The 19,539-nt window shown below is 72.0% G+C and carries 19 protein-coding genes; 6 read left to right on the top strand and 13 right to left on the bottom strand.

Going from position 1 to position 19,539, the window contains the following annotated elements; genetic code table 11:
* Nucleotides 1-7 precede the first annotated feature (7 nt).
* The 8 genes from hypF to AB0B58_RS33275 form a co-directional block, all read right to left on the bottom strand.
* Nucleotides 8-2,518 (bottom strand): carbamoyltransferase HypF, encoded by a 2,511-nt coding sequence (hypF, locus tag AB0B58_RS33310; RefSeq protein ID WP_360231945.1) that lies wholly within the window; start codon nt 2,516-2,518, stop codon nt 8-10.
* 2 nt (nt 2,519-2,520) lie between these two features.
* Nucleotides 2,521-3,027 carry a hydrogenase maturation protease gene (locus tag AB0B58_RS33305; RefSeq protein ID WP_360231942.1) on the bottom strand — a complete coding sequence of 169 codons (507 nt, stop codon included), beginning with the start codon at nt 3,025-3,027 and terminating at the stop codon, nt 2,521-2,523.
* A 112-nt stretch (nt 3,028-3,139) separates the two neighbouring features.
* Complete coding sequence (locus tag AB0B58_RS33300; RefSeq protein ID WP_360231939.1) at nt 3,140-4,456, bottom strand: hypothetical protein; 1,317 nt, start codon at nt 4,454-4,456, stop codon at nt 3,140-3,142.
* A complete protein-coding gene (locus tag AB0B58_RS33295) occupies nt 4,453-5,085 on the bottom strand; it encodes a DUF6084 family protein (protein ID WP_360231935.1) in 633 nt (210 codons plus the stop codon). Before AB0B58_RS33295 ends, AB0B58_RS33300 begins: the two co-directional genes overlap by 4 nt.
* On the bottom strand, nt 5,082-5,726 hold the full coding sequence (locus AB0B58_RS33290) for a DUF5947 family protein (protein WP_360231932.1): 645 nt from the start codon (nt 5,724-5,726) through the stop codon (nt 5,082-5,084). The genes AB0B58_RS33295 and AB0B58_RS33290 overlap by 4 nt, the downstream gene beginning before the upstream one ends.
* Nucleotides 5,723-6,298, bottom strand: coding sequence for a NifU family protein (locus tag AB0B58_RS33285; protein WP_360231929.1), 576 nt, complete (start codon nt 6,296-6,298; stop codon nt 5,723-5,725). The genes AB0B58_RS33290 and AB0B58_RS33285 overlap by 4 nt, the downstream gene beginning before the upstream one ends.
* Complete coding sequence (locus AB0B58_RS33280) at nt 6,295-8,085, bottom strand: nickel-dependent hydrogenase large subunit (RefSeq protein WP_360231926.1); 1,791 nt, start codon at nt 8,083-8,085, stop codon at nt 6,295-6,297. Before AB0B58_RS33280 ends, AB0B58_RS33285 begins: the two co-directional genes overlap by 4 nt.
* Before the next feature lie 43 nt (nt 8,086-8,128).
* A complete protein-coding gene (locus AB0B58_RS33275) occupies nt 8,129-9,136 on the bottom strand; it encodes a hydrogenase expression protein HypE (RefSeq protein ID WP_360231923.1) in 1,008 nt (335 codons plus the stop codon).
* A 185-nt stretch (nt 9,137-9,321) separates the two neighbouring features.
* Here AB0B58_RS33275 and hypA point away from each other — a divergent pair, with 185 nt between their 5' ends.
* The 3 genes from hypA to AB0B58_RS33260 all read left to right on the top strand — a co-directional run bounded on the left by hypA (nt 9,322) and on the right by AB0B58_RS33260 (nt 11,471).
* Entirely contained in the window at nt 9,322-9,651 is a 330-nt protein-coding gene (gene hypA / locus AB0B58_RS33270) for a hydrogenase maturation nickel metallochaperone HypA (protein ID WP_360231920.1), read from the top strand.
* A 3-nt stretch (nt 9,652-9,654) separates the two neighbouring features.
* Complete coding sequence (gene hypB / locus AB0B58_RS33265; protein WP_360231916.1) at nt 9,655-10,380, top strand: hydrogenase nickel incorporation protein HypB; 726 nt, start codon at nt 9,655-9,657, stop codon at nt 10,378-10,380.
* A 125-nt stretch (nt 10,381-10,505) separates the two neighbouring features.
* Nucleotides 10,506-11,471 (top strand): hypothetical protein, encoded by a 966-nt coding sequence (locus AB0B58_RS33260; RefSeq protein ID WP_360231913.1) that lies wholly within the window; start codon nt 10,506-10,508, stop codon nt 11,469-11,471.
* A 25-nt stretch (nt 11,472-11,496) separates the two neighbouring features.
* On the opposite strand, the gene AB0B58_RS33255 is transcribed toward AB0B58_RS33260, so the two are convergent.
* From AB0B58_RS33255 to AB0B58_RS33240, 4 genes are all read right to left on the bottom strand, one after another.
* Complete coding sequence (locus AB0B58_RS33255) at nt 11,497-12,777, bottom strand: ABC transporter permease (RefSeq protein WP_360231910.1); 1,281 nt, start codon at nt 12,775-12,777, stop codon at nt 11,497-11,499.
* A complete protein-coding gene (locus AB0B58_RS33250) occupies nt 12,774-13,475 on the bottom strand; it encodes an ABC transporter ATP-binding protein (RefSeq protein ID WP_360231907.1) in 702 nt (233 codons plus the stop codon). Before AB0B58_RS33250 ends, AB0B58_RS33255 begins: the two co-directional genes overlap by 4 nt.
* Nucleotides 13,472-14,479: an efflux RND transporter periplasmic adaptor subunit gene (locus tag AB0B58_RS33245; protein ID WP_360231904.1), complete on the bottom strand. Its 1,008-nt coding sequence runs from the start codon at nt 14,477-14,479 to the stop codon at nt 13,472-13,474. The genes AB0B58_RS33250 and AB0B58_RS33245 overlap by 4 nt, the downstream gene beginning before the upstream one ends.
* Nucleotides 14,480-14,570: 91 nt before the next feature.
* Complete coding sequence (locus AB0B58_RS33240; protein WP_360231901.1) at nt 14,571-15,779, bottom strand: pyridoxal phosphate-dependent aminotransferase; 1,209 nt, start codon at nt 15,777-15,779, stop codon at nt 14,571-14,573.
* Between the two features lie 119 nt (nt 15,780-15,898).
* Between AB0B58_RS33240 and AB0B58_RS33235 the strand changes: the two genes are divergently transcribed.
* Genes AB0B58_RS33235 through AB0B58_RS33225 form a run of 3 tightly spaced genes read left to right on the top strand, consistent with a single transcriptional unit; the run spans nt 15,899 to nt 18,842 of the window.
* Nucleotides 15,899-16,273: a response regulator gene (locus AB0B58_RS33235; RefSeq protein ID WP_360231897.1), complete on the top strand. Its 375-nt coding sequence runs from the start codon at nt 15,899-15,901 to the stop codon at nt 16,271-16,273.
* Complete coding sequence (locus tag AB0B58_RS33230; RefSeq protein WP_360231894.1) at nt 16,273-17,385, top strand: HEAT repeat domain-containing protein; 1,113 nt, start codon at nt 16,273-16,275, stop codon at nt 17,383-17,385. Before AB0B58_RS33235 ends, AB0B58_RS33230 begins: the two co-directional genes overlap by 1 nt.
* Nucleotides 17,382-18,842, top strand: a complete 1,461-nt coding sequence (locus tag AB0B58_RS33225; protein WP_360231891.1) for a glycosyltransferase — start codon at nt 17,382-17,384, stop codon at nt 18,840-18,842. Before AB0B58_RS33230 ends, AB0B58_RS33225 begins: the two co-directional genes overlap by 4 nt.
* Here AB0B58_RS33225 and AB0B58_RS33220 read toward each other — a convergent pair.
* The gene (locus AB0B58_RS33220) at nt 18,807-19,463 is read right to left on the bottom strand and encodes a DUF3159 domain-containing protein (RefSeq protein WP_360231888.1); all 657 of its coding nucleotides are present in this window, start codon (nt 19,461-19,463) and stop codon (nt 18,807-18,809) included. The genes AB0B58_RS33225 and AB0B58_RS33220 overlap by 36 nt on opposite strands.
* Nucleotides 19,464-19,539 lie beyond the last annotated feature (76 nt).

Raw genomic sequence — 19,539 nt, 5'->3', positions numbered from 1 at the left:
TCGATGCTCAACAACAGGCGCTGACGACCAGCTGGCCGAGGGCGAGACCGCCGTCGTTGGGCGGCAGCAGCCGGGGGAGCAGCACGGTGAACCCCCGCTCGTGCAGGGCGCGCCGGGCCGCGTCGAGCAGCAACGTGTTCTGGAATACTCCGCCGCCGAGCGCGACGATGTCGAGGCCGGTCCGCTCGCGGCTGAGCTCGGCGAGGTCGGCGATCAGGGCGGTGACCGCCGCGTGGAACCTCGCGGCGACCACGGCGGCGGGCACGCCGGCGAGGACGTCGGCGGCCACCGCGCGGATCACCGGGCCGGGGTCGGCGGGCGCACCGAAGCGGTAGCCGTCGCCGGCCGGGCCGGCCGAGGCCGCCAGTCCCTCGAGGATGATCGCGGCCTCGGCCTCGTACTCCACGACGTGGCAGGCGCCGGCCAGCGAGGCGACCGCGTCGAACAGCCGGCCCATGCTGGAGGTGGGCACGCAGCCGAAACCCGTCTCCAGCTGGTGCGCGAGCACCCCGCGCTCGGCCGGCGGGCAGGCCGCGACGCAGCCCAGCTCCGGGTGCCACGGCACGCCGGCGGCCCGCAGATGCGCCAGCGCCATCCGGTACGGGCGCAGCACGCTGGCGTCCCCGCCCGCGAGCGGCACGTACCCGAGGTGTGCCGCCCGGTCGTACGACTTGTAGTCGGCGATCAGCACCTCGCCGCCCCACACCGCGCCGTCGGTGCCGTAGCCGGTGCCGTCGAACGCCACCCCGATAACCTGTTCGTCGAGGCCGATGCCGTGTTCGGCCATCACCGAGGCGATGTGCGCGTGGTGGTGCTGCACCAGCCGCACCGGCCGGCCGGCGGCGTGGTCGTTCGCCCAGCCCGTGGAGCGGTAGCCGGGGTGCAGGTCCGCGGCGAGCACCTCGGGGCGTACCCCGGTGAGCTGCTCCAGGTGGGCCTCGGTGCCGCTCAGGGCGTCGATGGTGCTCAGGTCGTCCATGTCGCCGATGTGCTGGCTGACCCAGGCGTACCGGCCGCTGCCAAGCGCACAGGTGTTCTTCAGATCGGCGCCGACCGCCAGCGTCGGCGGCACCTCGAAGGGCAGCGCCAGCGGCATCGGTGCGTGGCCGCGGGATCGGCGGATCGGCAGCTCCGCGCCGGCGGCGTGCCGGCTGACCGAGTCGTCGCACGGCACCCGGATCGCCCGGTCGTGCCGCAGCCAGGCATCGGCCAGCGGCGCGAGCCGCCGGGCGGCGTCCGCGTCGTCGTAGGCGATCGGTTCGCCGGCGAGGTTGCCCGAGGTCATGACCAGGGCGTCCGGCCCGGCCGGGTCGCCCGGCAGGCCGAAGAGCAGCACGTGCAGCGGCGTGTAGGGCAGCATGATCCCGAGATCGGGGTTGCCCGGCGCCACCGCGTCGGCGACGCCGGCGCCGGCACGCCGGCGCAGCAGCACGATGGGATGGCGGACGCCGGTCAGCAGCCGCTCTTCGTCGTCGGTCATCGTCACCAGCCGCCGGGCGGTGTCGAGGTCGGCGACCATCACGGCGAACGGCTTGCCGCCGCGCCGCTTGCGTGCGCGCAGTTCGGCGACGGCGGCCGGATTGCGGGCGTCGCAGGCCAGGTGGTAACCGCCGAGACCCTTGACGGCGACGATGCGCCCGGCCGCGAGCAGCTCCCTCGCGCCGCGCAGCGGGTCCGGGTGCCGGGCGCCGTCGGTGGTCTCCAGCTCCAGCCGCGGGCCGCAGTCGGCGCACGCGATCGGCTGGGCGTGGAAGCGCCGGTCGGCCGGGTCCTCGTACTCGGCGCGGCAGGCGGCGCACATGGTGAACCCGGCCATCGTCGTGGCGGCCCGGTCGTACGGCAGGCCGGTGATGATGGTGAAGCGGGGACCGCAGTTGGTGCAGGTGATGAACGGGTGCCGGTACCGGCGGTCGGCGGGATCGCGCAGCTCGGCGAGGCAGTCGTCGCAGGTCGCCACGTCGGGCGAGGCCAGCGTCCGCGCGCGCCCGCCCGCGCTCGACGCCGCGATGGTGAAGCCGGTGCCGCCCTCGGGCACCAGCGGGGCCTCGTGTACGGCGGTGACCATCGCGAGCGGCGGCGCGTCCGCCCGGAGCCGGCGGGCGTACTCCCGCACCGCCTCCTCGGAGCCCTCGGCCTCGATCACCACGCCGTCGGCGGTGTTCGCCACCGACCCGGTCAGGGCCAGGTCGGCGGCGGTCGCGTAGGCGAACGGCCGGAAGCCGACGCCCTGCACGAGCCCGGCGACGGTGAACCGCCGGCGGACCCGTCCGGCGGGCTCGGTGTCGGCGCGGGCCTGGCCCATCAGCTCCAGGCCGGACATGGCCTGCTCGGCGGCCGCCTCGTCGATGACCTCCAGCGCGAAGCCCATGTGGATCAGGACCCAGTCCTCCGGGTCCGGCGCCCGCTCGAGCATGCCGACGTTTACCTGGCGCTGTGCGCCCATGACGTCCACCAAGGCCAGCTGGTCGGCGTAGCCGGGGACGAGCCGCACCACCCGGCCGGGAATTCCGAGGCACATGGTCAGGACCTCCCCGCGTCGCCGGCGAGGACGCGGCCGACGAGCTCGCGTACCCGGTCGACGGCCTCGGGGACGGCGGCCGCGACCGGCTCGCTGAGGCCGATGCCCTCCTCGACGGTGCCGGCCCGGCAGCCCACGACGTAGGTGGTCGGCAGGGTGCCGCCGAGGCGCTCGAGGTTGGCGAGCATGGCCGCTGGGTGCATGCCGTGCGCGTCGTACTCGCCGTCGCCGAGGTCGTCCGCCGTCACCTCGAGCACCACGAGCCGGCCCGGCTCCCCGGCGGAAGGCAGGGCGTCGACGAGCACCAGGGTGTCGTAGGAGTCGAGCAGGTCGTAGGCCAGGTGCATGCCGCGGATGCCGTAGTCGGTCACCCGTACCCCGGGCGGCAGCGTGCGTGCGCCGGCCAGCCGGCGCACGACCTCGGGGCCGAAGCCGTCGTCGCCGAGGAAGAAGTTGCCGATGCCGGCGACCAGTACCCGTGCCGGGCCGTGCTCCTCGTCCGCGGTCACATCGAGCGGATCTTCAGGTAACGCTGGATGTCGGGTATCGACCGTACCGCCACGACGGCGGCGAACACGGCGACGGTCGCGCCGACGACCGTGGTGATGATGCCGATGGTTTTCACGATCGGTTCTCCTCTCCGGCCGCCTCGGCGGCCGCCGGTAGCGGTTCGAGTTCCTCGGGTGCGAAGTAGAAGTAGCGGCCGTACCAGTCGTGCAGGTCCGCGGCGGGGTCGTCGACGAGCACGAGGGCGACGTGCACCCCGCCGTCGACGTCGCCGAGCACCGCGGTCACCCGCGCCACCTGGCCGGCGAAGAACAAATCCTGCGCGTCCGCGCGCCGGGACGGGTGCACCCGGACCAGGCTGCCCTTGGCGACGGGCACGCCGTCGATCATCACCGCGTCGGTGTCCGGGTTCGCCTCGGCGTCGGCCGCGGGATCCCACCAGGGTGCCGGGTCGCGCAGGACGCCGTGCAACTGCCGCAGGTCGGCGTCGGTCATGGCGTCGCAGCGGTCGATGATCGCGGCGGCCCGGGGGTCGGTGGAGCGGGCCTCGGCCTTCTCCGCGTCGGTCATGGTCATCACCCGCAGCGTGAGGATCTCGTCGATCTCGGTGGAGTCGAACAGCGCGCCCGGGCTCTGCTCGGCGATCTGCGGGTGGTCGTAGAGGATGATCGGCGCGCCCAGCACGACGTCGCGGGAGCCCTCGGGCCCGGCGAGGACCGGCCAGCAGCGGCGCTGGCGGCAGCGCCCCGCCGCCGCGGCCGCCGCCGGCGGCGGCTCCAGCAGCGAGACGAACGCGCCGTCGTACGCCTCGACCAGCAGGTGCGCGCCGATCAGCGAGGACCGGATCGCGGCGTCCTTGCCGGCGACCGTCTCCGGGTGCTCGTTGCGCACCTCGACCGTCAGCCGCACGTACCCGTCGTCGACGTCGGTCCGGGTGCGCAGCCGCGCGGTCAGCGGCCACCGGCGCCGCACGATCCGGCCGGCGGGTGAGCCGTCCGGTCCGGCGATCGGCTCCGTCTCGTACCCGCCGGGGATGTCGACGGCGACGTCCGCCGCCTGATCCAGCGGCGTCGCCGGGACCGTGATCTCCCGTTCGACGGCCTCGTCCCAGCTCAGCAGCTCCGTTCCGGCGACTGTCAGCTCGCCGACCGGCAGGTGGGAGCCGTCGGGTTCGAGGCGCTGCACCTCGCGGGCCTGCAGCTGCAGGAAGCGCAGGTGGATCCGGACGCCAGCGGCGGCGCCGGGGTCGAGGAGGCACTGCATCGCCATGTCGGGTGCCTCGGCGAAGGACGCCGCGGTGGCCCTGGGCGGGCCGAGGACCCCGAACTGCCAGCGCGACCGGTTCTTCGACGAGCTCTTGCGGTACGGATAGAGCAGGTATCCCTCGTAGAGCACCGCATCGGCGACCGCGCGCAAGTTGTCCAGACTCATGTCACCGCACCGCCGAGCAGCTTCTCGACGGTCTCCTCCCAGCTCGTCATGCCGTGCCGGGCGCGGTAGCCGGCGAGCCGGGCCAGCACCTCGGCGTCGAGCCGCAGCCAGCCGGTGTTCGGGAAGTACATCTCGATCATCTGCCGCCACACCCGGACCGGCAGCTCGTAGCGGGCCTCGCAGTCCCACGGAATCTGCTCCACCCCGAACCCGGCGCTGCCGCGGGTGAACACGGTGCCCGAGAAGAGCAGGGTGAGCGGCACGTCGCCCGCGTCCAGGGCGTGCAGGTACTGCGTGCCGATCACGTCGAGGTCGTAGGTGCAGGGCAGGACGAGGTCGGTCTCGGTGCGGCCGGTGAAGCCCTGCACGGTCGTGTTGCACTGCATCCACAGGAACGGCTTCAGGGTGTCCGTCCACCGTGCGCGCTCGCCGAACAGGCCGCGTAGGTCCTGCTGTTCGCCCTCGTCGTAGCTGCGGTGCTGCGGCTCGATGCGCACCTGGCAGCGCAGCGCGATCGCGTGGATGCGCTGGCCCGTGCTCTCGTCGATGCGCAGTCGCGCGGTGAGCTGCGGCGCGACCGCATACGGCTCGGCCACAACGTCGAGCACCGAGAATTCGTAGGCGCTCATGCGGTCTCCTTCGCCGGCGCGGGTCGGCTGCGGGAGCGGACGTCGGCGAAGAACGTGTCGATGAGCGCGTGCGCCTCGGAGCCGCCGTCGAAGCCGCGCCACAGCTTGCGCAGCTGCCCGACCAGCTCGTAGCAGGCGTCGATCGGCACGACGAAGCAGTCCTCGCCGGGGCGGCGTACCAGCAGCGCCTCGACGTCCGGTCGCAGCACGGCCAGCTGCGGGCTCTGCGCGACGATCCGGTCCCAGGCGGCCAGCGGCAGGTCGGACTCGGTGGCGCCGGCCGGGCCGGGATAGAAGGCGACCATCCGCTGCTGCACGGAGTTGCGGAACATGAAGGCGAGGCCCACCGGGATCTGGAGTTCGTCCCAGGTCCGGCCGTCGATCGCGGCGCCGGAGAGGGAGAGATACCGCTCCGGCACCGACCGGTAGTTCAAGGCGGCGCGCGCGTCCGAGAACAGCAGGTAGCAGGGCCGGCAGGCGCACATCAGCGCCCGGCTCTGCAGATCGACCACGTGCGAGTGCGCCGCGGCGATCGGTTTCGCGCACATCTCGCAGCGTTCCCCGTCGGCGGGGACCGGCCGGGACCGGGTGACCCGGCGCAGCGCGGCCAGCGGCACGCCGCCACGCCGTGGCGCCGTCATGACGCGACCGCGTCGGACCCGGCGCCGTCGGCGATGCGGGAGAAGAGGGCGGAGACCGGGATCACCGACCCGGGCCTGGGTGTGGCGGCGGGCTCCTCGACCTCGATCGCGGTGACCTCCGGGGCGGCGGCCTCGATCGCGTCCTGCACGGTCAGTCTCAGGTTCGCGGCCGAAGACTGGCAGCCGTCGCGGCTGCCGGGCATCCGCAGCCGGACCACGCCGTCGGCGCTGACCTCGAGCAGTTCCACGTCGCCGCCGTGCGATCCGAGGCTGGGGCGGACGTCGGCCAGCGCCTGCTCGATCCGGGTCTCCGCCGAGTACGGGTGCAGGCCGTGCACCAGCAGCAGGCTCGCCACCAGGTCGTCGCCGGCGAGCGCCGCGAGGACGTCGTCGGTCAGCGCGCCGTGCTCGTGCGCGATGTCGAGCAGCCGCTCCAGGCCGGCGCCGTACAGGTCGGCGACCAGCCGGACCAGCTCCTCGGCGCGCTCGCGGGCGACCGCGCCCCCGGCGGCGCTGGCGGCGATCAGGGTCTCGACGCGGTCACCGGCCGCGCGCCAGTCCGCTTCGCTCACGATGCGCCGGCGGACTGCGTCGGCGAGTGCAGCAGTTCCAGCTTCTTGCCGCCGCCGAGGTACATGTGCACGCCGCACGGCAGGCACGGGTCGAAGCTGCGCACCGTACGCATGATGTCGATGCCCTTGAAGTTCTCCCGGTCGTTCTCCTCGAAGATGGGCTGGCCCTGCACGGCGTCCTCGTAGGGCCCCGGCGTGCCGAAGCTGTCGCGGGGATTGGCGTTCCACGGCGTCGGCGGGTACGGGTGGTAGTTCGCGATCTTGCCGTCCCGGATCACCATGTGGTGCGAGAGGACGCCGCGCACGGCCTCGGTGAAGCCGCAGCCGATGCCCTCGTCCGGCACCTCGAAGCTCTCCCACGTCTTGGTGCGCCCGGCCCGGATCTCCACCAGCGCCTTCTCCGCGAAGTGCAGCGCGCAGGCGGCGGCGTACGCCTGGAAGTAGGTGCGCGCCCGGTTGCGTTCGATGGTGTTGCTCCACTGCGGGATCTTCCACTCGAACTCGACCGGTCCCTTGAGCGCGGTCTTCGGCAGATTGATCTTCACGCTGCTGCCGGTGGACTGCACGTAGCCGATGTCGACGAGCCCGGCGAGCGCGGTGGACCAGAGCCGGGCCAGCGGCCCGCCGCCGGTGTCGAGGGCGAGGTAGTCCTTACCGTCGAACCAGCGCGGCGACATGACCCAGCTGTACTTGTCGTCGAGGTCGCGCTTCTGCGGCCTGGGGTTGGTGTGCTGGTTCCACGGATGCCGCCGGTCGATGGGGTTGCCCAGCGGGTCGTGCGTCACGAACATCTCCTGGTCCTCCCAGTCGTCGTAGTACGACGAGCCGAGCAGGATCCGGATACCCAGGTTGATCTTGACCAGGTCGGTGGTGATGAGCTTGCCGTCGACCACGATGCCCGGGGTGACGTACATCTTGCGTCCCCAGTCGGTCATGTCGGCGTACTTGAAGTTGCAGTGCTCGGGATCCTGGAACGAGCCCCAGCAGGCGAGCAGGATGCGCCGGTTGCCGACCTGTTCGTAGCCGGGCAGCGCCTGGTAGAAGAAGTCGAACAGGTCGTCGTGCATCGGCACGACCTTCTTCATGAACTCGACGTAGCGCATCAGCCGGCTCAGGTAGTCGGTCATCAGCTGGATCGTGGCGACGGTTCCGACGCCGCCCGGGTACAGCGTGGAGGGGTGCACGTGGCGGCCCTCCATCAGGCAGAACATCTCCCGCGTCATCCGGCTGACCTGGAGCGCCTCGCGGTAGAACTCGCCGGTGAACGGGTTCAGCGAGCGCATGATGTCGCCGATCGTGCGGTAGCCGTGCTCGCCTGCGTGCGGGGACTCGGTGCGGTTGGCCATCTCCAGCACGCCGGGGTTGGTCTCGGCGACCATCTTCTCGCAGTAGTCCACCCCGACCAGGTTCTCCTGGAAGATGTTGTGGTCGAACATGTACTCCGCGGCCTCGCCCAGGTTGACGATCCACTCGCCGAGGTGCGGCGGCTTCACGCCGTACGCCATGTTCTGCGCGTAGCAGGAGCAGGTCGCGTGGTTGTCGCCGCAGATGCCGCAGATCCGGCTGGTGATGAAGTGCGCGTCGCGGGGATCCTTGCCCTTCATGAAGATCGAGTAGCCGCGGAAGATGGAGCTGGTGCTCTTGCACTCCGCGACGATCCGCTGCTTGAAGTCGATCTTCGTATAGATGCCGAGGCTGCCGACGATGCGGGTGATCGGATCCCACGCCATGTCGACGAGTTCGGTGTTCTTGGCGGTGGGGCCACGCCGGTCCTGCGTCGCCGTCATGACGTCGCCTCTCAGTTGTCCGATGGCCGTGGCGCTTGGGCCATTACCAGGTGCGCGTGGCGCCGGTGGTCAGAGTCGGGCCGGGGCGGCGCCACTTGGGCTCCCGGTCGAGGGTGTGCGTAGTGATCTTGCGAAGCCGGCGCATCGTCGCCCCGTACGGGCCGGCGACGGTGGTGGAGAACTTGCCGCCGGGCGGCTCGTCCATGAACGGCATGAACTTGTCGGGGAAGCCGGGCATGGTGCAGCCGATGCAGATGCCGCCCACGTTGGGGCAGCCGCCGACCCCGTTCATCCAGCCGCGCTTGGGCACGTTGCACTTGACGACGGGGCCCCAGCAGCCCAGCTTGACGATGCACTTCGGTGATCCGTACTCGGTGGCGAAGTCGGCCTGCTCGTAGTAGCCCGCGCGGTCGCAGCCCTCGTGGACGGTCTGGCCGAACAGCCAGGTCGGGCGCAGCGCGTCGTCGAGCGGGATCATCGGGGCCTGGCCGGTGGCCATGTACAGCAGGTAGGTCAGGGTCTCCGACAGGTTGTCGGGCTGGATGGGGCAGCCTGGCACGCAGACGATCGGGATGCCGGCCTTGGACTTCCACTGCCAGCCCAGGTAGTCGGGCACGCCCATCGCGCCGGTCGGGTTGCCGGCCATGGCGTGGATGCCGCCGTAGGTCGCGCAGGTGCCGACCGCCACGACCGCCGTCGCCTTCGGCGCGAGCCGGTCGAGCCACTCGCTGGTGGTCATCGGCTGCCCCGTGGCGGGGTCGTTGCCGAAACCGCACCAGTAGCCCTCGTCGTGCAGCTTCTCGTTGGGGATCGATCCCTCGACGACCAGGACGAAGGGCTCCAGCTCGCCGCGGTCGGCCTTGAAGAACCACTCGAGGAAGTCGTCCGCGCCGCCGTTCGGCCCGCACTCGAAGTCGATCAGCGGCCAGTGCACGGCGACCTGGGGAAGTCCGGGCAACGCGCCGAGCGCGATCTCCTCGATGCTGGGCTGGGTCGCGGCGGTCAGCGCGACGGAGTCGCCGTCGCAGCTGAGGCCCGCATTGATCCACAAAACGTGAATCAGCGTGTCAGCCGCTTTCAGTGCTTCCGGTGAAGGCATGAAAACCGCTTTCCGGGGCCTGGAAGGGACCCCTACGACACTCGGCCCGTCGGTGTGACGTACCTGACACCCTAGTCGCCGAGCGTGTAATTATGTCAACGCTGCTAATGATTCGATCCGGCCGGGACGAGGCCACAATGCACGAGCTGTCGATCACCCAGAGCGTCGTCGACGCGGTCTGCGAGCGCGCCGCCGGTCGCGCCGTCCACAGCGTGAAAGTCGAGGTAGGAGCGTTGACGGCGGTGGTGCCCGAGGCCATGCGGTTCTGCTTCGATCTCGCGGTGGAGGGCACCGTGGCGCAGGGCGCGCGGCTCGATGTCGTAGCCCGCCCGGGCGTCGCCCACTGCGGTGACTGCGACGCCGACATCGTGCTCGATGATCTTATTCTGTTGTGCCCCTGCGGCAGCGCGAACGTCCACGTGACGGCCGGGCGTGAATTGCGGATCCTTTCCATGGAAGTGGGCTGAGAAATGTGTACCACCTGCGGCTGCGGCGAGTCACACGATCACCCGCAAGAGATCGGTCATTCGCACGAGATCAACTCGACCGAGATCGTCACACTCGAGCAGAAGGTGCTCGCGAAGAATGACGCGCTGGCGCGGGCCAACCGAGGCCGGCTCGCCGGCCTCGGCATCCTCGCCGTCAACCTGATGAGCTCACCGGGCGCGGGCAAGACCACCCTGCTCGAGCGCACCATCCGTGACACCTCGGGCCGCCGCGGCGTCGCGGTGATCGAGGGCGACCAGGAGACGCCGCTCGACGCGGACCGGATCCGGCGCACCGGCTGCGCGGCCGTGCAGGTGAACACGGGGGCGGGCTGCCACCTCGAGGCGAGGATGGTCGGCGAGGCGCTGGACGAGCTGGACCCGGCGGCGGGCTCGCTGCTGTTCATCGAGAACGTCGGCAACCTGGTCTGCCCGGCGCTGTTCGACCTCGGCGAGAACGGCAAGGTCGTCATCGTCTCGGTGACGGAGGGCACCGACAAGCCCCTGAAGTACCCGTACATGTTCGCCGCGGCCGACCTGGTGATCGTTAACAAGACGGACCTGCTCCCGTACGTCGACTTCGACCTCGCCGCCTGCCGCGCGCACGTGAAGGCGGTGAACCCCGGAGCGCACGTGCTGGCCGTCTCCGCGACCACCGGCGACAACATCGAATCCTGGTACGACTGGCTGGAGGACGCGGGCGCGCGCTGAGCCCCGACCGGAGAGGTCAATCTGCCCGATCGGCCCGTTCGGCACGCCCGTACCGGCCTTACCGGACCGCGGTGGCCGCGGGTATGTTCTGCGATCTTGGCCAACGTCCGTTCGGAGTGACCGGCATGTCGCAGTCCCCGCCCGCCGGTCCCTTCGGCGCGCAGCCCGACGACCAACCCGCCTGGCCGCAGGCCGGTCCGCCCGCGGCCATGGCCTTCTATCCCGGCTCGCAGCCGGCGTACGGTGCCCCGCCGTTCGACCCGTCCGATCCGCTGGTCAGCGCCGACTACGCGGGCTGGTGGCGGCGCGGCTTCGCCGTGGTACGGCGAGGATGGCGGCCGCTGGCCCTGGTGCAGGCCGTCACCGCCATCCCGGCCCTGGCCCTGCTGATCCCGATCGGGCTGTACGAACAACTCGCCGCCGCGCGCTCGGCGGACGATCCTTTCGCGGACACCTTCGAGTTCGGCCGATTCCTCACCGTCATCGGCACCGCAGGGCTCGCCGCGGGCCTGGCGGGGCTGATCTATGCGATCGGCACGCTGGTGTCGGCGCGGCTGGTTGTCACCATCGCCACCGGCGGGGAGGTGCGGGTCGGGCGGGCGGTGCGGGCGGTTCTGCCGCGGGTGCCGGCGCTGATCGGCTGGTCGCTGCTGGCCGGCCTGATCGCCGTCGCCGCGGTCTTCGCCTGCATTCTGCCCGCCTTCTACGTCGGTGCGGTCTTCGTCCTGCTGCCGGTCGTGGTGTTGTTCGAGCCGGGCAACGCCATCTCCCGGTGTTTCCGCCTCTTCAACCACGACTTCGGTGCCTCCGTCGGGCGGATCGCCACGATCGTCGGCCTGAGTGTCGGCGGCACGCTGCTCTTCGGCGCGGCGAGCGTGGTGGTGACCATGCTCGCCACCGGGTCCGCGTTCGTCGACCCGACCACCGCCGACACGGGTGCCATCGTCGCCAGTTCGCTGCTGGACACGGTCTTCGAGGGGGTGGCCACGCTGATCGTCGGCGTCGTGGTGACCCCGTTGACGGTGGCGGCCTACGCGGATCTGCGCGCCCGCCTGGAACCGTTCACCACGGCGTACCTGGCAGCGGAGTAGCGGCCAGGCAGCCGCGGACGGCGCGTCAGGCGCGCATGACGGTCGCGATCGGGATGCGGGCGGCCCGCAGGGCCGGGACGAACCCGCCCAGGATGCCGGCGATGAGGCCGGCGATGATGCCCGCCACCCCGGCGTCCCAGGGGAACTGCAGGTCGCGCAGGAACGGTTCGGACTCGCCGACCAGCGCAGAGATCGCCTTCAGCCCGACCACGCTGACGCCGATCGCCGCCGCCGCGGTGAGCAGCCCGGTCAGCAGGGTCTCGGCGAGCACGATCCCGGCCAGCAGCGAACGCGGGGTGCCGACCGCCCGGCGCAGGGCGAACTCCTCGATCCGTTCGCCGACCGTGGCGAGGCCGACGTTGAGGATGCCGGCGACGCCGATCAGCAGGACCAGTCCGGCCATCGCGAGGAAGACCAGGCGCAGCAGCCGGATCTCGTTCTGCCCCTGCTCGCGGGAGTCGACGGTGGAGACGTAGACCTCCGCGCCGGCTCCCCGCAGCTTGGTCGTCAGCACCTGCTCGACCGGCGTCGAGCCGGCCAGCAGCACCTGCATCCCGCCGCCGCTGTTCGGGTCGGCCAGGCCGGCCGGCGGCAGCCAGGTGGAGAGCTCGTCCAGCCGGACGTAGGCGCGGGGCTCATAGCCGCCGTCGTCGACCACGCCGACGACCTGCGGGGTGACGTTCACCGCCGCGCCGCCGACGCGCATCTCGGCGGGCACCTTGTAGCGCGAGAAGCCCTTCGCGGCCTCGAGGTTGATGACGAGCCGCGGCGCCATCGCCGGCACCGTGGAGAAGTCGAGCCACTCGCCGCTCTTGGGCCGGAACGGGCGGAACGGGCGGATGTCGGCGGTCATGGCGGTGAGCTGCACCTGGATGGCCTGACCGGGCGGGGCGGCCTCGGCGGGCTCGCAGGGCTGATCCGGGTAGCAGACCTGGGACGGGCCCCAGTCCTCGTCGAACGGCGAGCCGCCCTCGTTGACGGGCGCGACGCCGGGCTCGCCGATGATCGCCGCGACGCTGAGCATGGCCGTCACGTCGGATCGGCCGCGCACGGTGCCGAGGACGATCTCCGCCGCCTGCGGCTGCATCGGCACCTCCATCACCTTGGTGCCGTCGATGCCCTGGCTGAGCTCGACGTCGGCGAAGAGCGCGCGCTCGGCGATGCTGGCGCCGGCCTGCACGACCACCACGGCGAGCACGCCGAGGAAGAGGCTCACCATGGACAGCAGGGTGCGCAGCTTCCGGGCCCGGATCCCCTGAACGCCGATGATCAGCGCGGACCGCCCCCGCCCAGAAAGTCGCCTCATGCCGTCACCCCCGCCGGAGCCCGCTCGGTGAGGGTGCCGTCGACCAGGTCGAGGGTGCGGCCCATGCGGGCCGCGTGGTCGCGGTCGTGGGTGACCAGGATGAGGCCGCAGCCGCGGGTGGTGGCCTCGAGCAGGGCGTCGATCACCAGTGCGCCGGTCTCGGTGTCGAGCGCGCCGGTCGGCTCGTCGGCGAGCAGCACCTTCGGGCGGCGTACCAGGGCCCGGGCGATGGCCACCCGCTGCTGCTCGCCGCCGGACAGCCGGGGCGGCCGGTTCTTTGCCAGGTGCGCGACGCCGACCTGGTCGAGCGCCTCCATGACCTGGGCCCGGCGGTCGCGGCGCGGCAGCCAGCCCTGCCCGTTGACCAGCGCCATGGCCACGTTCTGGGCGGCGGTCAGGTGCTTGAGCAGGAAGAACCGCTGGAACACGAACCCGAAGTGCGAGCTGCGCAGCTTGGCGGCCCGGCGCTCCTTCAGCCTGCTGATCTCCTGGCCGCCGAGCAGGTAGCTGCCCTCGTCCGGGCGGTCGAACAGGCCCACGACGCTGAGCAGGGTGCTCTTGCCGGAGCCGGAGCGGCCGACGATCGCGACGCTCTCGCCCGCGTGCACGCTCAGGTCGACACCGCCGAGGATCGTCCGGGCCTGCTGCTGCCCCTTGAGGACCTTGGTGATGCCGGTCAGTTCGATCAGCGCGGTCATCCGGGGATCCCGGACGGGTTGTCCTCGGCACCGGGGGCCGCGGTCGGCAGGTTCGGGCCGGGGATGGCGATGGTCTCGTCGCCCTTGAGGCCCGACTTGATCTGCACGACCTTGCCGTCGGTGAGGCCGAGGACCACGTCGACGGTCTTGCGCTCGCGATCCGCGCCGACCACGTCGACCTTGCCCCGGCCCTGCGTGCCGGCGATCGCCTCGACCGGCAGCACCATCGCGTTGTCGGCCCGGCCGGTGACCAGGTTCAGGGTGACGGCGGCGCCGTTGATCAGCTTGACGCCGGAGGGCGCGGTGCAGACGAGCTGGAGCCCGGTCGGCTCCGAGCCTTCGGCGCCGCCCGGCGACTCCGGCTCGGGCTGGGGCTCGGGCGCCTTGCCGGAGGCCTCCGGCGCGGGCGAGGCCGGCGGCGGCTCGGGGATGGTGCCGGCCGGCAGCGCCGCGATCGTGCCGAGCGGCTTGCACTTGAACGGGCCCGGCCCGTTCTTGATCTGCCCCTCGACGGACTTGGCGGCGCCGGAGATCCGGTACGCCAGCGCGCTGTCGATGTCGGCGACGATGCCGTACCCGATGTGCCGGGCCGACACGACCGGCATGCCGGCGGTGACGTCGGACCGGTCCTCCATCAGCCGGCCCGCCAGGGTCGCACCCGCGGGGATCTCGACCGAGTAGGGCTTGCCCTTGCGCCAGACCGTCGCCACCCAGGTCTCCTGGTCGAACTGCGTCGGCGTTGGCGGCCGCTGCAGGTACCGCAGCTCGCCGCTCTTGGGCGCGACGATCCCGAAGACCGGGTTGATGGTCACCTTGCCGGCCAGGCTGATCTTGTTGGTGAGGTCCTGCCGGGTCGGCTTGACGGTGGTGAGGACCGTCCCGCGCGGCTCGAGCCCCGGCGTCTCGACGCCCCCACCGGACGACGTGCAACCGGCCAGCGCGATTGCGGCTATCGACACGCCCATGCCGGTGAGCAGCCTGCGTACGTCCACCGGTTCTCCCATCAGCCGACCGTCTCTGCCTCAGCCGGACAGAGACGATCTCCGATCCGACCGGCAGACGGTACATGGCCCCCGCAAACATGCGACGGGGGCACTACTGGCGGTAGGTCTCCAGGAAACGGCGCAGGCGGTCGGTGGCGTCGTCGAGGACGTCGACCGGCGCGAGGAACACCATTCGCAGATGATCCGGGGTCGGCAGGTTGAAGCCCGTTCCGTGCGAGAGCAGCATCAACTGCTGCTCCAGTAGATCGATGATCATCCGCTGGTCGTCGCGGATCTTGTGGATCTCCGGGTCGAGGCGGGCGAAGAGGTACAGCGCGCCCTGCGGCTTGACGCAGCTGACACCCGGGATCTCGTTGAACTTGTCCCAGGCGTGGTTGCGCTGCTCGTACAGGCGGCCGCCGGGGCGGATCAGGTTGTTGATGCTCTGGTAGCCGCCCAGCGCGGTCTGCACCGCGTGCTGCGCCGGCACGTTCGGGCACAGGCGCATGTTGGCGAGCAGCTGCACGCCCTCCAGGTACTCCGTCGCGTGGGTGGTCGGACCGCTGATCGCCATCCAGCCCGAGCGGAAGCCCGCCGCCCGGTACGCCTTCGACAGCCCGCTCATGGTGAGCACCAGCAGGTCCGGCGCGAGCGCCGCGGCGCACTCGTGCCTCGCGCCGTCGTACAGGATCTTGTCGTAGATCTCGTCCGCGAGCACGAGCAGGTCGTTGCGGCGGGCGATCTCCAGCAGGCCCAGCAGGGTCTCCCGCGAGTAGACCGCGCCGGTCGGGTTGTTCGGGTTGATGATCACCAGGGCCCGGGTGTTCGGGGTGACCTGGGCGGCGACGTGTTCGAGGTCGGGCGCCCAGCCCTCGTTCTCGTCGCAGCGGTAGTGCACCGGCCGCCCGCCGCACAGCGTCACCGCGCCGGTCCACAGCGGATAGTCAGGGCTCGGTACCAGCACCTCGTCGCCGGTGTTGAGCAGCGCCTGCAACGACATCACGATGAGCTCGGAGACGCCGTTGCCGAGGAAGACGTCGTCGGGCTGCACGTTCTCGACGCCAAGGGTCTGGTAGTACTGCGCGACGGCGACGCGGGCGGAGTAGATGCCCCGGGCGTCGCTGTAGCCCTCGGCGTCGCCGAGGTTGTGCACCATGTCGGTGACGATCGGCTCCGGGGTGCTCAGCCCCCACGGCGCCGGGTTGCCCAGGTTGAGCTTGAGGATGCGGTGACCCGCGGCCTCCAGCTCCTGGGCGCGGCGCAGCACCGGCCCGCGGATGTCGTAGCGGACGTTCCTGAGCCTGCTCGCCTGCTCCACCATGCCCAGCAGCCTAAGCCGTCGAGTACAGCGGCATTGCCGCCGTTCGCCGCGAACGATGCTCACATAACGGATATATTCGACACGGCACGGAGCGGGTCCGGAGCGGCGGGAAGGCGACGATGAGCACGATCCTCCTGGTCGAGGACGATCCGGATATCCGTCACCTCGTCTCCGACCGCCTGACCAACGGCGGCTTCGACGTGGTCGGCGCCGCCGACGGGCCCACCGCCCTGTGCGCCGCCCGCGAGCAGCCGCCGGATCTCGTGCTGCTCGCCGTGCGGATGCCGGCGCTCTGCGGCATCGACGTCTGCCGCGAGCTGCGGGCCGGACCTGTGACCGCGCCCGTCCCGATCATCATGCTCACCGCGCGGTCGCGCCCGGAGGACCTCGAGCAGGGGTACGCGGCCGGCGCCACCGGCCACATCGTCAGGCCGTTCAGCCCGGGCGAACTGCAGGAACGCGTCGAGGCCGCGCTGGCCCGGGCGGGCAGCTGATGCTCGGGCTCTTCACCCTCGTCATCGAGATCCTCGCCGGCATCGTGGCCGTGATCGCGCTCGCCATCATCACGGTCCGGGTGTTCCGCAGGAGCCGCAACCGCAGGCGGGCCGAGCTCGCCGTCGGCCCGCGCCGGGCGCTGCTCGCCTTCGTCGCGGACAACGGCGAAGAGGGCAGCCACGACCTCGTCGCCATCCCGGATGACGCCTGGCGCGCCGTCGAGCCCGCCGCGCTCGCCCTGCTCGGCAAGCTCCGCGGCGAGGCGCACCTCGGGCTCGTCTCCGTCTTCCTGCGCCGCGGTGTCGCCCGCGCCGCGCAGCGCGACCTGCGCTCGCGCAGCCGGGTCAAGCGGGCCCGCGCCGCACAGGTGCTCGGCGACCTCGCGCTGCGCCAGGCCGTACCCGAGCTGTGCCGGTTGCTCACCGACCGGCACCCGGAGGTGCGCGTGGTGACCGTCCGCGCGCTGGGCCGCATCGGCGACCCGGCCGCCGCCTGGCGGATCATCGCCAGCCTGGACCGCGCCGACCCGCTGCCGTCGCTGCTGGCCACGCACGCCCTCGCGCAGCTCGGCGCCGAGGCGGAGGTGACCCTCTCGGCCGCGCTCGACCACCCGCAGGCCCGCATCCGTGCGGTGTGCCTGGACGCGCTCGGCCTGCTCGGCGCGACCGGATCGGCGCACCGCGTCGCCCGGGTGCTGCGCGACGACACCGTCCTCGACGTGCGGATCGCCGCCGCCACGAACCTCGGCAGGCTCGGCACGCGTACCGCGCTCGAACCGCTGACGCTGGCGTTGCGCTCGTCGCGGCCGGCGCCGCTGCGGGCCGCCGCCGCCCGCGCGCTCGGCGTGCTTGGCGCGCCGTCCGCCGTGCCGACGCTGGCGGAGCTGCTCGACGACGACGAGTTCCAGGTGGCGCACGAGGCGGCGCACGCCCTGCGCCGGCTCGGCGCGCCCGGCACCGAGGCGCTGACCGCGGCGGTCGAGGCGGAACGGGCCGAGGGCGCCGGCACGCATCGCCGGCCGTCGGCCTCGGACGGCGTGTCGGTGAGCCACGCCCTGGAGGCCCTGGCGTTGTCACAGGTCGGCGCCGAGCGGGTGGGGGCGGCGGCATGACCGAGGCCGTACGCGAGATTCTGCGCTTCACCGACGTCGCGATCTTCGCGTACTTCATCGGGCTCAACACCAGCTACCTGGTGCTCATGGTGCTGGCCGGGCTCGAGTTCGGCAAACACCTGCGGCGCGTACCGTTCGCCGGCGCCGACGACATGTTCCGCAGCCCGCTCACGCTGCCGGTCTCGGTGATCGTGCCCGCGTACAACGAGGGCGCGGGGATCGTCCCCGCGGTGACCGCGATGACCGCGCTGCGCTATCCGCGCTACGAGGTGGTGGTCGTCGACGACGGGTCGACCGACGACACGTTCGAGCTGCTGCGCGCCCATTTCGACCTGGTCGAGGTGCCGCGGGTGGTGCCCGGCGAGGTCCCGTACCAGTCCCGGGTGCTCTCCGTGCACGTCGCCCGCGCCAACCCGGAGACGCTGACCGTGGTCCGCAAGACCAACGGCGGCAAGGCCGACGCGCTCAACGTCGGCATCAACCTGACCCGGCACCCGCTGATCTGCATGGTCGACGCCGACTCGGTGCTGGACCCGGACGCGCTGCTCTCGGTGGCCAAGCCCTTCGCCGACGACCCGCTGCGGGTGGTGGCCTGCGGCGGCGTCGTGCGCATCGCCAACGGCTGCAAGGTGATCGGCGGCCGCGTCGTCGACGTGCGGATGCCGAGGCGGTGGCTGGGCCGCATCCAGGTGGTCGAGTACCTGCGTGCGTTCCTGATGGGCCGCACCGGCTGGTCCCGCCTCGGCGGGCTGGTGGTCATCTCCGGCGCGTTCGGCCTCTTCCGCCGCGATCTGCTCGTGCGGATCGGCGGCATGGCGCACGACACCATCGGCGAGGATGCCGAGCTGGTCGTCCGGCTGCACCGCCACCTGCGGCAGCTCAAGGAGGACTACCGGGTCGTCTTCGTGGCCGAGCCGGTGAGCTGGAGCGAGGCCCCGTCGAGCCTGCGGGTGCTGGGCCGGCAGCGGCGGCGCTGGCACCGCGGCATCGCGGAGATCCTGCGCAAGCACCGCGGCATGATCCTCAACCCCCGCTACGGCCGCATCGGCCTGGTCGCGCTGCCGTACTACGTGGTCTTCGAGCTGCTGGCGCCGTTCGTCGAACTGGCCGCCCTGGTGCTGCTGCCGCTCGGTCTCCTGGTCGACGCGATCGACGTCGCGTTCCTCTGGCGTTTCGTGCTGGTCGCCTACGGCTACGGCCTGCTGGTCAGCCTGGTCGCGCTCTTCATCGAGGAGGTCTCGTTCCACCGCTATCCGCGCTGGGGCGACCTGGCGCGCGGCGTGCTGGCCGCGATCCTGGAGAACTTCGGCTACCGGCAGATCCTCGCGGTGTGGCAGGTCCGCGGCGCGCTCGGCGCGCTGCACGGGCGCCGGGCGGAGTGGGGCACGATGCACCGCGAGGGCTTCGACACGGTGGTCGAGTCACGCGAGACGGTCGGCGTGGGCGTCGACCGCTGACCGCGGATGCCGCAGGCCGGGGTGCCCGGCCGGCAGGCTGCGGCGGATCACCCACCAGCTGACCGCGAGGCAGGCGGCGACCAGCGGCCAGGTGAGCACGCCGCGCGCGACGCCCAGCGCCATCACCGCGTGCGCCGCCCAGAGCGGGACGAACACGGCGAGGCGGACCAGATACTGCCCGACCCAGACCCAACTGCCCAGGCAGTACGCCCGCAGCAGCGCGGGATCGCGGCGCCAGCGCGTCTTCTGGCCGAGCACCGCGCCGACGATGACGCCGAGCAGCGGCCAGCGGATGACGATGCTGACCGCCCACGCCAGCGCGCTGGCGGCGTTGGTCACGATCTGCAGCAGGAAGAAGTCCTCGGCGCGCCCCGTACGCAGGGCGATCAGCGCGGCGACGCAGACGCCGAGCAGGCCGATCAGGACGGCGCGGGGCTTGCCGCCCTGCCACAGGCGCCAGGCGGCGACCGCCAGGGCGGCGACCACGGCGGCGCCGGCGCCGACCCAGATCGAGCGGCCACCGGCGAGCCAGGCCACGACGAAGATCACCGGGGGTACGGTCGCGTCCAGCGCGGCCCGCCGGCCGCCCAGCAGATCGGCCAGAGACTCCGGTTCGGCCACGCCCCACCCCGCTCTCAAGTTAGGAAAGCCTAACCGGCGACGATCGGGCGCGCACCGACCGGTCCGCCGCCGCACC

The organism is Actinoplanes sp. NPDC049118 (assembly GCF_040648555.1).
In the GTDB taxonomy this organism is placed as follows: Bacteria; Actinomycetota; Actinomycetes; order Mycobacteriales; family Micromonosporaceae; genus Actinoplanes.
This window is presented reverse-complemented; position numbering and strand designations above follow the sequence as displayed.